Genomic DNA, 13,028 nt, shown 5'->3' on the forward strand with positions numbered 1-13,028 from the left:
TCAATAACCAAGCATGAAGACGTCGAAGCCATCGACGCGCAGATCGACGTCGGTGACCCGCTGCAGCTGGACGTAAGTCCCGAACGTCGTGGGTGCGGCGAGCTGCGGCCAGAGGTTGCGCGCCGAGGAGGGTGCGGCGAGATAGCCGGTCGCCCCTCCGAACAGGATCCCGTTGGGAAAGACGATCGGCCACGAGACGTACGGAGCACTCTCCAGAAGGATCACGCTGCGATAGGTGACCCATTGCAGGATCGGGAACCGGCCTTCTTCGTCGGGGAAGGGCAGGGTCAGGTAGCCATTCGGTGTGAGGCTTTTGGGCAGGTTGGCGAGGGTCACCGGCGAGATCGCGCGGTTCGCGGCGCGCGCCGCCAGTTCGGCCACGGTCGCGGCGATTACCGAGAGGACCGGGTTACCGGAGATCTCGCCCCCCCCACTGACCAGGCCGCTTCCCCCGACGGTTGCACCGGCTGACGCCTTGGTCCCGAGCGCTACGATGAGCGGCCCAAGTCCGCTCGGCGTAACGACGCGGTCGCCCACAACGCCGGCGAAACATTCAGCTTGGGTGGCGGCAACCAATCCGATGGTGCGATTTGCGGAAAGGTCTCCGCCGCCAGTAAGCAGCCCACCGGTAACGCCGATGGAGCGGGCCGTCGGCACAGCGCCAACGTCCGCCGCAGTCAGCACGACGGTGCCGACCTTGCCGTTGACGCTCGACACCGGTGCCGGCGTCGAGATTTCAAGCCAGTTGGCAAGGACGGTCGCTGGCGCGGCCTGAAGGACATAGACGAGGCCGTTGTCGGTTCGGACAGCGAAGTCGCCGACCGTGGCGGCGAGCGCGAGCATCGCGGCTTGGCTCGCCGCAGGGAACACGTCGATCAGGTCGATCGGCGGGCGCTGCGACAGGAGGAGTTTGCCATCGGGGCCGAGCGTGGCGACGCCGTTTGCAACGCCGAGCTGGTCCGCCGCGACATAGCTGGCGAGCACCGCCGCCATCGTCGCGGGCGTGATGATCTTTTCCGCGACCGCTCCGGCCAGCGCCTCGGCGATCGTGGCGAGATAGGCGACGCCCTTCTCGCTTTCAGTCGCAGGCGGGTTGAGGAAATTGGAATCGCCGAACGTGATCAGGTCGGCTTCACCATCAAGGAATTTGAGGTCGATCGCGGTGAGGAAATGCGACGCGGCATATTTGCCGAGGAACGGATCGGCCTGGCTGTAGACGGCAAACAGCGTCCCGTCCTCGAGATAGAAGCCAAGGCCGCGCGCAATATATTCGTCGTCGCTGGAATCCCGGACGATCAGGTGGACGGTGTCGGCATCGGCCGCAGATCCGGCGATCGTGTTGATGCGCTTGATTTCGCCGGGCAGCGCGGTGAGCGTCGGGGCTGCGATGAAGACCGCAGCAGTCACGCCGACCTCTGCGATCAGGGCTGCGGCGGTCCCTCCACCTTCGGCATCGATCAGGGCCGCGCGACCAGCATCGGTGATCACGAACTGAAGTGGTGCGGTCATGGCGCGGTCCCGTCGATGAAGTTCCCGAAATCGTCCTGCAGCGGCTCGCCATTCTCATCCTGGAGCAGGTCGCCCCAGGGCGTGTCGGGATCGAAGCCGACGGGCGACGCGGCGGCGGCGCCATCAAGGCGGCGATAGGCTGCGCCATGGGCCGCGCCGACCAGGGCGGGGAGCCCGATCAGTTCGAGCTGCTGGACCAGGGCGAAATGGGCGCGCACCGGCTTCGCGCGCGTGACATCGGCGATGATCTGGCGGGCGAACTCAGCCGAGACGCGCGTGCCGCCGGCGACGCCCTCGGCATCGATCAGCGGCAGCCGCACTTCGAAAGTGTAGGGATCGAGCTGCGGCGAGGCTTCGAACCATTCGACCAACTGCAGAAGGTCATCGAGCGATTGCAGCGCCTGTTCGACCGCGAGGCGGCTGCCCTTGATACGCTGGGCAGCAATCGCGCCGGCGACAGCCTCACGCTTTTCCGCGTCGCTCCAGTCTGCGTTCCAGCGGTCCGCCGACAAGGTCCAGGCCAGCCAAGGCAGGCTGGCGATCGGGCAGGTCGCTGGGTTCCAGAGCGTCGCGACATCAACCGGGATATCGCCGACGCGCGCGGCGGCTTGCGCAAAGGCCTGCTCAAGCGGTGTGCTGGCGGGAGGCAGGAGATCAGTCATCGGCCAGCATCACGTCGGTACCGGTGCAATGGGCGAGCTGGGTGCCGTTGGGCAAGATGTCGGCGGCGGGATGCGCCAGCGCGACGTTGAGCACGCCCTCGACATGCAGTGCGGCGATGATGCCCGACCGCGTCACGGGGCGGCCGATCTTGCGCGCATCGGCGATATAGGCGTCGAGCCGTTCCTCGGCAGCCGCAAGCACCACGACGGCGTCGGGGCCGTGAAACAGGGTGAGCGTCGCGAGGACGGTGAAGGCGATCAGCTCGACCGAGGCGACAGTGACCATGTCGGTCAGCGGTCGCACCTCTCGCGAGGTGACGACGGCCTCGACCGCCGCGATCTGATCGGGTGAGGCGGTGCCGTCGCCGAGCCGAGACAGGATCGTGACCAGCACGGCCCCAGGGGTTGGACTTGTCGCGAGCGCATCGGCGATCGTCGCGTCGGCCGAGAGTGCGTGAAAGCGATAGGCGGTCGCGGGACCGGCGACGCTGAAGCTCTCGGGTGCGAGCTGGATGCGGCGGCGCAGATCCGCGTCGCTTTCATAGACGGCGGGGTCTGAGCCGCTCGCTTCCTCGATGATCAGCCGCTCGACGTTGACCAGCGCGCCCAGATTATCGAGATCCGCGCCCGTCGCATAGGCGAGCATGGTCTGCAGGGCGCGTTCGTTGAACTCTTGCCCCTTCAGCATGACGTAATAGGCGATCACTTCGAGCAGCTTCACCGCCGGATCGGAGGGAATCGTGGCGTCGAATTCCGGCAGGACAGTCTGGAAGAACGCGACCAAGTCGGCCCGCTCCTGCTCATAGGACAGCGGCGCGAGGAAGCTGGGCGCGGGAAGGCGCGACAGGTCGATTGCGGTCGAGCTGGATGCGGTGTCTGACACACCGCCATGTCGGCGGGTTGGGTGGAGCTATGCGACCCCGCGCTCTTGTAGAAAGCGTTACTACAAGGCCGCGTTAGCTAGAAAGATTTTGGAAAAAGCTGCCCGACGGCTCCCGACCCCAAAGCAGGCATTGACAGCAGTTCGAACCCTGCTTGCCGTTTACATGGGACTCGTATCAACGCTCGACTTCGCGAGGAGCGGCTCGCAGAAAGCGCGAGTGGTCTCCTTGAGCGACACGATCTGCTGAAGGGTGATTGGATGCGGGCTTAGGCCCCTCGAATTGTTTTCCAGCGCCCAGTCTGACAAAAATACCGCGCGATCATTCAGCGCGTGCGCTCTTGCAAAAGCGGTGCGCAGGGCGGCCCAATCTTCGGATTCGAGGAGGGCGACGTGATCGATCCGGCTCAGCTCTACCCAGACCTCGCTCTCGGCCTTGTAAACCTCTGCCAGTTCGCCTCCCCCTTCGAAAGCGCCGCCCCATTCCTGCCGCTCCGCAAGGGGCATGTGGTCCAGTGTCTCGCTGTTGAGGGCGGTGGCCCATGCGCCGGTCGATGCCTGCGTGTAGGTTGGCGCGCCGAGCTTGCCGCGCAGGTCGAGCGGCGCACCCTGCCTGTTCCGCTCCAGCACGACACGCAGTTCCCGAAGTCTTCGCTCGAAGCAAGGCCGCTGCAGAAGGCGAACCGACGCTTCCGTGAGTACACCGCGCAACTCATCGGAGAGCACTTCACGTTGCTGAGCGACAAGATGGCTCCAGCGTAGCGCCTGCACTGCCTGCTCGCCCGAGAGCGCCACGAGCACACCGAGCACGATGATGCCCACCTCGGCCAGGAAGCCGCGTTGGCCATCACTGCTGCGCCCAAAGCCAGCAAAGATGAATCGCCTCTTCGGCGTAGGCGGCCTATCGGTATCGGTAGCCGACGCCTCGTCGCTCGACCCTGTTCCGCTCATGCTTGCTTCCTCCCGGCAGATGGGATGCACGGCAGGGCCGTAGGGAGCAAGTGCCTGATCACATCGCCGTGCTCGGGGGAGACCCGCGACTGGCTCACTCCGCGCTTGATGCTTACGAACCGCTAACCGCAGTGACCGCCTCCCACCCAATTTCAGCGGTTCCCGCGCTCGTATCGCGACCCCAACAGCGGCCCGACCGCAAACGACCCCGTTACAGTCGGTCTGATGTCGCGTAAGATGCGGCGATGACGCCCGCCTTAGTTCGCTGGTTAGCTGTCCTCGTTGAGTGGACCGAAGACCGGTTTGGTCGGCCCGCCGCTTGGCTCACTGCGATCATCCTCGCGCTATCCCCATTCGCCATGGTCGGCGTGGCCATATGGTGGTTCTTTTGACTGCCTGAGGCAATGGCAGCTAACCACCCAATTTCAGCCGTTCCCGGTGGCCATTCGCGATTCCAAGACCGGTCAGGCAGCTTCGTCCCAAATTTTGCTACAAGCCGACTTTCTCGTTTCGACCCCATTGCGGACGTTCAGTCCGTTGCACCGTAGATGTCGAGATCGATCAGCAAGCCACGCTCGCCAAGGCGAGCCAGCGTTTCAGGCTGCAAGGAAATGCCTTCGTTTCCCGTTTCAAGAAATAACCCGCAAAATATCCGGCCCCGATATTTCCGAGCAAAGCTCCTCCACGCCAACAAGTCGGCTGTGAAGCGGTCGAGCAGATCGTTGATCTGACCGTCGAGATCGGCTGGGGCACAGTCTGGAACCCTTACTCGCCAAGACCCGGTGTGGGCGACCTTTTCGACGCCGCTTTCAGTCCGCCACTTGCCACCCTTGCGGACGCCCACGGTCGGCTCACCTCCCAAGCGGTCGGATAATTCTTGGGGATCAAGGTCGTCACCATAGAAGCCGAGAGACGCAGACGATCTGTGCAGTTCACCCATGACATAAGCCTACCACGACAGCGTCCGCTTACCACCCATTTCCGGCCGTCCGGCTATGTCCGCTATCAGGGCTGCTCCTACCAGCGATGAAGGCTCAAGGCGGATGGACATGCGCGAAATACCCTCAGCCCATTGTCTCAGTCGCGCCGGTACATCGCCTGACGCTTCCTGAGCTGCAAGCATGATAGGTCACCCTTCGATCCCCGAACCCGTGCCAGCGTCCGACCGTAGCGATCGGTTCCGACGCGCTTGATCGTTAGCTTGCCTGTGGTTGCCGCCGCTAGGCTACGCTGAGACGCGTACGGGTCGCGGGGTGAACATTTGCGGCCAACCCGGCACTTGCCCCTCTCCGGCGCGTCGATTCCAAGCAGGCGGATGCGCTTTTCGCCGCAACGCAGGGTGTCTCCGTCCACGACCTGACACGGCCCGATGGGCACTTGTCCGGCAGCCGCTAACAGGGCAGCGTCCAGGATCGAGATCACCACACCTTCGTCCTAGCGCCGCACTTCACGGGGTCAACGACAGGCCGCATCTATCGCGGGATTCATGCGTTCGCTCACCAAGGAGACCGATCATGATTACCAACCCGGAAGAGACCGAGCGCGACAACAACGAGGACACGGAGCTGGTCGAGGCGCAGGAGGACGCCGCCGAGAGACGCGAGGAAGAAGGCGGTTATCAGTGAACCGTCATGCACGACGGGCAGCAGCTGCAGGCGCGAGGCAACCGAAGATGTCGCCATGCGCCTGCTGCGCTCCGAAGCATAACGGCGACGAGCGGCGACATGCGCAGGCGCATGGCACCGCCCCGTTGCCAGAGCATCGTCCGAGCGTCGCCGACTAGTCGGAGTCGGATCGACCCAGGTGGCAGCCGAACCGCCTACTTGCCTGCCGGCAGATCCCATCGAATCACAGGGACAGGTGGGAACTACGGTAAAGCGGGTTGCCGCCCTCGCGCGTCTCGCAGAACTGCACGAGCGCCCGCTTGCCGACGATAGGCAAAAGCACCCTGCAAGCCAGCTAGGCTTAGCTGAAAGCATGGAGAAGGTATGGTCGGCAAATATCTCGCGATCGGCGTCGCCATAGGCGTCGCAATAGGCGTGGCTATGGACAACATCGCACTGGGAATTGCGATAGGCGCAGCCCTTGGCTTGGGGTTTGGCCTGGCCACGCGCACGAAGGGCAACCCGCCCAATCCTTGAAGGTCTATCCTCAAAATCGTGACCACCTCCCCCTAGAAGCGGTCATCGCCTGGATCATGTGTGGCGGGTCTACTATAGCGGCATTTCGCGGGCACGCCGGAAAGGCTCGATCACAGCGACCGGGCCTTTCTGCTATCAGCTAGCCACCATGTTCAGCTTCGCGGGCTGCCCGGACGCCATGCGCTCGTACTGCGCTGCTAGAACCTCGTGAGCTTGGCGGGCTGATATGTCTGATGCCTTCGCAGCCATCGTGCGAGCCTGCGCAGCGCGCCGTGTGTAATACTGGGATGCCGTTTCCGACATGGCCTACTCCGTCGAGTCGCCCCCCGACCGCGCAGACATACCAAAAGCACCCAGAATGAACAAACGAAGCGGATGTCTCGCGTTCTACCCCGTACCTGGTGCCACGTTGCCGCTGATCGCAATGCGGAATAGAAGCACGCCTCGGTCATTGGTCGCATCGATGCCTAGGTCGTCGGTGAACACGCCTCCGTCCACTTCCTTGAGCAGATCGCCCGCGAATAGGGTGGCATGGCGTTTAGCGTGATCAATATCACGTAGCTGCATTCCCTCGCCGTCGCGCACGACGCCGTTATGGACCGAGTGGAATTAATAACGGGGCATCGTAGGACAATGCGAGCGTGGCCCGATATTTCCGGCTCGGCGCGCTGGGCGGTCCTATTTTCCCGCCGCCCCGTTTAGCGATCAACGCCTGGCGGCTATCCGCACAGCGGCGCGACCGGGTTCCGGGGGGATAGGTCGCGCCGCTGTGCGGCCCCGGGAAGGCTGTTAGGCCACATCGGGGTAGGCGCAGGACGGGCAACATGGGAGTAAATCCCCGCCCCATGACTGCTAAACCTCTCGTTCCAGATGGAAGTTCCTCGCGCTCGGGCCGAGGCTTCGGCGCCTCTGCCGGTTTGGAGGCATGAACTGGGACGCTTCGATCTTGAGAGCGCCCTATTCGGTCGCTCCCTCAAGGCGGAGCAACAGAATGAGACTGATCGACGGTAAAGTCGCCATCATTACGGGCGCGAGCTCGGGAATAGGAAAAGCGGCAGCAACGTTGTTTGCCGCGAACGGGGCCGCCGTCGTGCTAATTGCCCGCCGGCACGGACCGCTGGATCAGTTGGTCCGCGACATCCGGGACGCCGGAGGTCGCGCCCTCGCGATAGTGGGAGACGTAGCCGACGAGCGCACGCACCAGAAGGCCGTGGCTGCTGCCCAGTCAACCTTTGGGGGGTTGCATATCGGGTTCAACAACGCGGGTTTGGTCGGCGCCATCAAGCCCTTGGCCGATGTAGAGCCTCGGGAATGGCAAGAGGTGCTGACGACCAACTTAACGGCAGCGTTCCTGGGGGCCCGAGCACAAATCCCGGCAATGCTGAAGCATGGAACGGGCGCTCTCGTGTTTACCAGCAGCTTTGTTGGGAACAGCGTGGGACTACCGGGCATGAGTGCCTATGCGACCGCCAAGGCAGGGCTCATGGGGTTGGTGCGCGGCATAGCAGCGGACTATTCCACCGCGGGCATTCGGGTGAACGCCCTCCTGCCAGGAGGCACCGCTACTGAGATGGCTGGCGATGTAGCGCAGCGCGAATGGGCTGCTGGTTTGCATGCGATGAAGCGGATCGCTGACCCCGAGGAAATTGCCAAGGCGGCATTGTTTCTCGCCAGCGACATGGCGAGCTTCGTTACGGGCTCAGCTTTGTGGGCTGACGGCGGCAACGCTGCTGTGAAGCTCTAACGCGGAATGAGCCGTTCGTTTTCAGCTCCACCCCTCTCAAGCGGCCGTTCCGCGAATCCGGTTTCAGCGGGTCCCGCGCTTGGAACGCGATCTCGAAACCGGACCTGCCGCAAGCGACCCCGTTGCGGTCATTCACGCCCCACGATACCCCGGCAAGCGACGGAGGGCGGCATGCGGCTAATCGAACTTATGGACGGCGCATCAACTTGGTCCGATGACGACACGACCATCTACGTTGCGCGGCCATGGTCATGCGATGCGGATGCGGTGCTCGTATCGCCAGCGCCGGACACCACTGAACCGGTGGAGCGCGACGGCGTGCTTTTCGACTATTTCCTTGAGACTTTCATTGCTCGCGAAGTCATCGAGGGGCTGGCAGGGCCTGCCGACCAGAGGTGCCAGCGGCTGATTGCTTACGCGGAAGACGACGCCTGATCGAGTGACCGCTTTCCACCCAAAATTCGCGACACTGCGCCGCTCGATCAGGCGGCCTGAAACCGGACATCGGGGCTAATCGGGGGCGATATGGCTCAGCACCAGATCGACCATCGTCGCACGTTCCGGCGGCGTCAGGCCGAGCAGCTCGCGGCGGGGATAGCGCACGGGCCGTGCGCGCGGTGACGGGCGGTCCTGACGCCCGTCCTGGTGGATCCACGCGATATCGGCGACATGCCCGCTGAAGCCGATCCATGCCTCGCTGTCGGTCGCGCCGGCGCGCAGGAACTTCCCGCTCTTGAGCTTGCGGAACATGGCGCGCTGGCGGATCGCGCCACGGCGGCGATAGCGACCCTTTCCGCCCGCGACGTCGGCGGTCGGAAGCCATTTCGCCACCTTGTCCCAAAAGAAGCTGCGGATCCCGCCCGCCTCTTGATCGAAGCCGGTGAGCAGCGGACCCTGGCGCGTCCAGCTGGCCATTGTGACGAGGCGCGGCTCGGCGGCACCCTTCGGGTAGAGGAAGCGCAACGGATAGGCACCGGGCTCAGCCGCCTCGCGGGGCTTACGCGGGGCATAGCCCGATCCATCCGGCGCGCGCTGGCGGGCGATGCGGGCGCGCTGTGACGCGGCGAGTTGGCGCGCGACCGTGCCGAGGATTCGGCGGCGCTCGCCAGCGGCGAGGTTGCGCAACATCGCGCCGCACAGTTCCTCGATCCGTTCGATGCCTTGGTCGGTCATGGGCAGATCGACGCTTCAGACGCCGGGTGCTGCAGCGTCGCGCCCTCGGCATCCCATGCCGGCGGCGCGTAGCGATCGTCGAGGTGCGATGTGGTATAGGTGCCGCTGGCATTGTCGCGCACGACGAGAACGCGTTCCGACAGTTCGATGTAGATCGAGACGTCCGCCGAGCTGGCGTCAAGGATTTCGGATTCGTAGCGGATCGGCTCGTGCGGCGCGCGCTCCAGCAGTTCCGGCTCTTCGCGCGCGACCCAAAGCAGGATTGGCAGGATCAGCGCGTCGATGTCGCCAGCATAATCCTGCACCACGATGTTGAGGGTGTAGCGATACTGAAAGGAGGGGTTGCCGGTCGCACGCGAGATCACCTTGCCCTTGTCGATGAACATCGAGAGCAGGGACGGGTCGGCCTTGAGCGCCGGAACCTTGTCCAGCAGCATCGTGCGCAACGAGGAGGGCTTGTGCAGCATCGGCTATTTCGCGGGCGCGGGCGCGGGGCAGCTGCCCGGCGCGATCCAGTTGATCAGTCGTCGGGTGCGGTCGAACAGGTCGCGATAGCCGAGTGCCAGCCCCTTCAGCGGCGCGCGAGCGCTTTCCGGGATCGTGGCGGTGGCATCGGTCGGGAACGGCTTGGCCGGTTCGGGACAGGTCAGCAGATCCGCAGGCGGCGTATCCTTGACCGGGACCGCGACGACGTGCGGTTCAGGGCGGATGTCGGGCTTAGCGCAGCCCGCCAAGGTCGTTGATGCCAGCAAACCAGTTGCCGTCCACGCGATCATCATCGCCAATTTGCGCATCGGCTTTCTCCATTTTGGTTACAGCATCGCGCCGCCGCGCCACGTTGCTCGAAGCGGTCGCGACGTCGGTTCCCGTCTTGACGTCCCGTTCGGTCTGCGCGGCGGCGAGGGTGTCGGCGGTCTTGCTGATCGTCTGCGCCTTAAAGGACGCCAGATCCTGCACCGCCTCGCTGCACAGCTGGCCGCGCGCCTTCTTGACCCGGCGCTTGCCCTTGTCGACCTCGACCGTCACGGCCTCGGGCGTGGTGCCGCTGAAGGCGCAGACCTGAGCGCCCCATCCCGCCCAGGCATCGCGATCGGCGCGGACGCGCTGGCCATCGACGTAGAACCACGCCGCGACGCTGGCGAGGGCGAGGAGCACCCACCAGCTCGACCCGAGAAAGCCGCTCGCGGCCTTGGCCGCGCCGGTGAGCGTCTTGATCACAGCCCTTCCTCCCGCAGCCATGCCGCCACGTCGAACGAAGGGCATTGCTTGAGCCATTCGTGCGGTTCGACCTTGCCGTCGCGATCCGCGTCGGGGGAAAGGTCGCGGTGGCCGCAGATCCGTGCGCGAGGGAAGCGTTGTTTGAGCTCAACGATCAGCTCGCGCAGGGCGGCGCGCTGCTCGGGCGTGCGGGTGTCCTTTGCCTTGCCCTGGGCATCGACACCGCCGGCGTAGCAGATGCCGATTGAGTGGGCATTGTGCCCCTCAACATGGGCGCCGGTCTGCTCGATCGCTCGGCCGACCTCACGCGTCCCGTCGAGGCGCAGGAAGAAGTGATAGCCGATCGTGCGGAAGCGGCGCGCGCGGTGCATCCGCGCGATATCGGCGGCAGTGATCGCCTGCCCCTCGCGGGTCGCGGCGCAGTGGATCACGATCTTGTCGATGACACGCATCATTTTCCCTTTCCGATGAGGCGGTCGCGGATCAGGGCGGGCAAGCCGCCGATGACGTCCGACGCGCCGGCGATGAAACGGGGAGTGGCTTCGAAGGCGATCATGCCAATGGTGAAGGCGATGGCCTGCATCACGAACGGATCGGGTTCATGCCGGAACCAGAGCGGCCAGAGCGCGCCGATCGCGCGGGTAACGAACCAGCTGACCACGATGCCAACGGCGAGCTGCACGAAGCGCTCTCGCCACGTCAGCCCCTTGCGCCACGCCATGCCGACCGCAGCGCCAATCGCACCGGGGAAAAGCCCGGAGATGAGGGTCAGAAAGGCATCGACCAGCGCGAGCAGTTTGTTTTCCATGTCAGCTCCAGAGTTGGACGAGTTCGCGGGTCGCGCGGGCCGTCGATGCGGCGGGGGGGACGATGACCGGCGTGCCGATCGGGAGCACAGCCCCCAGCCCGGCGATGCCACGGTTGGCCGACATGACGGCGGGGAGCGCCTCAGCGCCGAGGCCACGCTCACGCCAGATCAGGCCATCGAGTGTATCGCCCGCGCGGGCGCGGATGGTGTCGACCATCAGATCAGCTCCACCACGGTCCGCCCTTCGCCGCGGATATCGCGGACGGCGTGAATCATGTCGCGGCGCAGCTCGCCCAGCGCGGGATCCAGTTCATCGACCTGTCGCTGCCCGGCCCCGGTCAGATCGGTGTCGCGGTAGCGCTCGACCAGCTCGACCTTTGCGGCGGCGCAGATTGCGCCCGAGTAGAGCTGGAGCAGCTGGCTTTTGCCGTCGATCTCATCCGCCGGGACCGCCGCCATCGTTGCATGGCCGGTGGCGAGATGGGCGGCCTTCCACCCCGCAAGCTGGCGGTTGACGGTGATGATGCCGTCGATGATCGCGCGGCGCAGGCGGGGGGCGGTGACGCTCTCGCGCACGCGGCTGTCGCGGCGAACATCGGCGGGATCGATGTCGGGAAACCAGCCGTCATTGGTTACCACCGATTCCGCCTCAGGCGGAGCAGGCGCAACCGGGGTTGCGTCGAAGACGAAGTGGCTCATCGCGAGAGTGCCAAGGCGAGCACGCACGCGGTGCCGAAATAAAGCGCGAAGCCGAGGACGCTGAGCGCGATCGAGGCGACGCGCCAGCGCCAGGTGGACGCGAGCAAGGTGAAGACGAGGCCTGCGGCGACCGCCCACATGCTGGCGAGCAGCACGAGGGAAGAGATGAGGGCGACAAAGGCAAGCGGGAAGAAGTGACCGACCAGAATGATCGCGGTCAGCGCGGCGAGGATGAGTGCGCGAGCGATGGTCATGGTCGGTCCTTCGAATATTGCGGGGGTGGGGATCGGGTCAGTGGCGGCCCTCAGGCCGAAGCCCCTCCCGCCATGCGCGATCCGCCCCCGACGCCGGGGGGCGAGCCTGTCAGCCGGTCTGTGCCGGCGGTTCGAGTGCGGTGATCAGCTTGGTCAGCTTCTTGATCCGGTCGGTGACGCCGACGCGCTGATCGAGGTTGCGGGCGCGGCCGAGAGTTTCGAGCGCGAGCTTGGCCAGCGGTTGGTTGGTAATCGCGTCGCCCGCGTCATTGAGCGCGCTGCGCATCTGCTCGATGCCGATCGCCTTCTTGAGCTTGGCGCGGATCTGATCGTGCATGTCCGCCTTTTCGGTGAGCATGTCGATTCGCCCGAGGATCTCGAACGGGAAGGCTTCGCCGGCCTGCTGAATCTTGGACGCTGCGGTGGCGATCTCTTCGACGATCAGGGCCGGGGCAGAGCGCTCGTAGCGCGCGGGGAGGGGCAGGTTGTGGTCGAGAACATGCTCGATCAGCACTAACGCGCCGTCGAAGTCGCCGGTGTCGATCCGCCAGATCATGACGGTAGGCAGCACGTCTTCCTCAAGGCCGACGCCGGCATCGACCAGCCCCTGCACCCATGCCGCGTAGTGCGGGAGCATTTCGCGCTTCGCCTCGATCTTCTTCTCGATCGACGCGATGTCGCGCAGGCGGCGCAGATCATGCTGCAGGCGCAGATTGACCTGGGCGGTGGCGCGCTCCTGCGGCGTGCCCGAGTCCGACGCAGCGGAGGGCTGTTCCGCGACGACGGCGGCGGCGGCGATTGCGAGGTTGCGGTCCTGCGCGGCGCGCGCTGGCGTCATGGTGAACGGCTTGGCCGGCGGCGCGATGGCGGCGTGCCCGCCCTCGCTCGTGGATGCGACGCGCTTGGGATCGGCGGACGTCGCAGTGGCGGCGTGACGTTCCCGATGGTGGCGAGCTGGGCTCATGGTCGATCCTGTTCGAGTGAGGGCG

The 13,028-nt window shown here is 65.1% G+C and carries 19 protein-coding genes and 1 pseudogene; 3 read left to right on the forward strand and 17 right to left on the reverse strand.

Annotated elements, in window-relative coordinates:
• The 6 genes from VGN66_RS03755 to VGN66_RS03780 form a co-directional block, all read right to left on the reverse strand.
• Positions 1 to 1,509 (reverse strand): hypothetical protein, encoded by a 1,509-nt coding sequence (locus VGN66_RS03755; RefSeq protein WP_327517497.1) that lies wholly within the window; start codon positions 1,507 to 1,509, stop codon positions 1 to 3.
• A complete protein-coding gene (locus VGN66_RS03760) occupies positions 1,506 to 2,171 on the reverse strand; it encodes a phage tail protein I (protein ID WP_327517498.1) in 666 nt (221 codons plus the stop codon). The genes VGN66_RS03755 and VGN66_RS03760 overlap by 4 nt, the downstream gene beginning before the upstream one ends.
• Positions 2,164 to 3,054: a baseplate assembly protein gene (locus VGN66_RS03765; protein ID WP_327517499.1), complete on the reverse strand. Its 891-nt coding sequence runs from the start codon at positions 3,052 to 3,054 to the stop codon at positions 2,164 to 2,166. The genes VGN66_RS03760 and VGN66_RS03765 overlap by 8 nt, the downstream gene beginning before the upstream one ends.
• 159 nt (positions 3,055 to 3,213) lie before the next feature.
• Positions 3,214 to 4,002 (reverse strand): hypothetical protein, encoded by a 789-nt coding sequence (locus tag VGN66_RS03770; protein WP_327517500.1) that lies wholly within the window; start codon positions 4,000 to 4,002, stop codon positions 3,214 to 3,216.
• A gap of 529 nt (positions 4,003 to 4,531) precedes the next feature.
• On the reverse strand, positions 4,532 to 4,942 hold the full coding sequence (locus VGN66_RS03775) for a DUF4279 domain-containing protein (RefSeq protein WP_327517501.1): 411 nt from the start codon (positions 4,940 to 4,942) through the stop codon (positions 4,532 to 4,534).
• A gap of 137 nt (positions 4,943 to 5,079) precedes the next feature.
• Positions 5,080 to 5,427 carry a thermonuclease family protein gene (locus VGN66_RS03780; RefSeq protein WP_327517502.1) on the reverse strand — a complete coding sequence of 116 codons (348 nt, stop codon included), beginning with the start codon at positions 5,425 to 5,427 and terminating at the stop codon, positions 5,080 to 5,082.
• Positions 5,428 to 5,990: 563 nt separating this feature from the next.
• On the opposite strand from VGN66_RS03780, the gene VGN66_RS03785 reads away from it, so the two are divergent.
• Positions 5,991 to 6,143: a hypothetical protein gene (locus VGN66_RS03785; protein ID WP_327517503.1), complete on the forward strand. Its 153-nt coding sequence runs from the start codon at positions 5,991 to 5,993 to the stop codon at positions 6,141 to 6,143.
• Between the two features lie 387 nt (positions 6,144 to 6,530).
• Here the strand turns inward: VGN66_RS03785 and VGN66_RS03790 are convergent.
• Positions 6,531 to 6,740 (reverse strand): annotated as a pseudogene (locus VGN66_RS03790) (DUF6894 family protein); the annotation flags it as partial.
• A gap of 394 nt (positions 6,741 to 7,134) precedes the next feature.
• Between VGN66_RS03790 and VGN66_RS03795 the strand changes: the two are divergent.
• Positions 7,135 to 7,887 carry an SDR family oxidoreductase gene (locus VGN66_RS03795; protein ID WP_327517505.1) on the forward strand — a complete coding sequence of 251 codons (753 nt, stop codon included), beginning with the start codon at positions 7,135 to 7,137 and terminating at the stop codon, positions 7,885 to 7,887.
• A gap of 171 nt (positions 7,888 to 8,058) precedes the next feature.
• A complete protein-coding gene (locus VGN66_RS03800) occupies positions 8,059 to 8,322 on the forward strand; it encodes a hypothetical protein (RefSeq protein ID WP_327517506.1) in 264 nt (87 codons plus the stop codon).
• A 75-nt stretch (positions 8,323 to 8,397) separates the two neighbouring features.
• Here the strand turns inward: VGN66_RS03800 and VGN66_RS03805 are convergent, their stop codons facing one another.
• The 10 genes from VGN66_RS03805 to gpM form a co-directional block, all read right to left on the reverse strand.
• Positions 8,398 to 9,060 carry a phage virion morphogenesis protein gene (locus VGN66_RS03805; RefSeq protein ID WP_327517507.1) on the reverse strand — a complete coding sequence of 221 codons (663 nt, stop codon included), beginning with the start codon at positions 9,058 to 9,060 and terminating at the stop codon, positions 8,398 to 8,400.
• On the reverse strand, positions 9,057 to 9,527 hold the full coding sequence (locus VGN66_RS03810) for a phage tail protein (RefSeq protein ID WP_327517508.1): 471 nt from the start codon (positions 9,525 to 9,527) through the stop codon (positions 9,057 to 9,059). The genes VGN66_RS03805 and VGN66_RS03810 overlap by 4 nt, the downstream gene beginning before the upstream one ends.
• 3 nt (positions 9,528 to 9,530) lie before the next feature.
• Complete coding sequence (locus VGN66_RS03815) at positions 9,531 to 9,794, reverse strand: hypothetical protein (RefSeq protein ID WP_327517509.1); 264 nt, start codon at positions 9,792 to 9,794, stop codon at positions 9,531 to 9,533.
• A complete protein-coding gene (locus VGN66_RS03820) occupies positions 9,778 to 10,278 on the reverse strand; it encodes a hypothetical protein (protein ID WP_327517510.1) in 501 nt (166 codons plus the stop codon). Before VGN66_RS03820 ends, VGN66_RS03815 begins: the two co-directional genes overlap by 17 nt.
• Positions 10,275 to 10,730 carry an N-acetylmuramoyl-L-alanine amidase gene (locus tag VGN66_RS03825; protein WP_327517511.1) on the reverse strand — a complete coding sequence of 152 codons (456 nt, stop codon included), beginning with the start codon at positions 10,728 to 10,730 and terminating at the stop codon, positions 10,275 to 10,277. The genes VGN66_RS03820 and VGN66_RS03825 overlap by 4 nt, the downstream gene beginning before the upstream one ends.
• A complete protein-coding gene (locus VGN66_RS03830; RefSeq protein ID WP_327517512.1) occupies positions 10,730 to 11,086 on the reverse strand; it encodes a hypothetical protein in 357 nt (118 codons plus the stop codon). Before VGN66_RS03830 ends, VGN66_RS03825 begins: the two co-directional genes overlap by 1 nt.
• A 1-nt stretch (position 11,087) precedes the next feature.
• Positions 11,088 to 11,303, reverse strand: coding sequence for a tail protein X (locus VGN66_RS03835; protein WP_327517513.1), 216 nt, complete (start codon positions 11,301 to 11,303; stop codon positions 11,088 to 11,090).
• The gene (locus VGN66_RS03840) at positions 11,303 to 11,785 is read right to left on the reverse strand and encodes a head completion/stabilization protein (protein ID WP_327517514.1); all 483 of its coding nucleotides are present in this window, start codon (positions 11,783 to 11,785) and stop codon (positions 11,303 to 11,305) included. The genes VGN66_RS03835 and VGN66_RS03840 overlap by 1 nt, the downstream gene beginning before the upstream one ends.
• On the reverse strand, positions 11,782 to 12,039 hold the full coding sequence (locus tag VGN66_RS03845; RefSeq protein ID WP_327517515.1) for a hypothetical protein: 258 nt from the start codon (positions 12,037 to 12,039) through the stop codon (positions 11,782 to 11,784). The genes VGN66_RS03840 and VGN66_RS03845 overlap by 4 nt, the downstream gene beginning before the upstream one ends.
• 109 nt (positions 12,040 to 12,148) lie before the next feature.
• The gene (gpM, locus tag VGN66_RS03850) at positions 12,149 to 13,003 is read right to left on the reverse strand and encodes a phage terminase small subunit (protein ID WP_327517516.1); all 855 of its coding nucleotides are present in this window, start codon (positions 13,001 to 13,003) and stop codon (positions 12,149 to 12,151) included.
• Between the last annotated feature and the right edge of the window lie 25 nt (positions 13,004 to 13,028).

The organism is Sphingomonas sp. (assembly GCF_035998645.1).
Taxonomy (GTDB): Bacteria; Pseudomonadota; Alphaproteobacteria; order Sphingomonadales; family Sphingomonadaceae; genus Sphingomonas.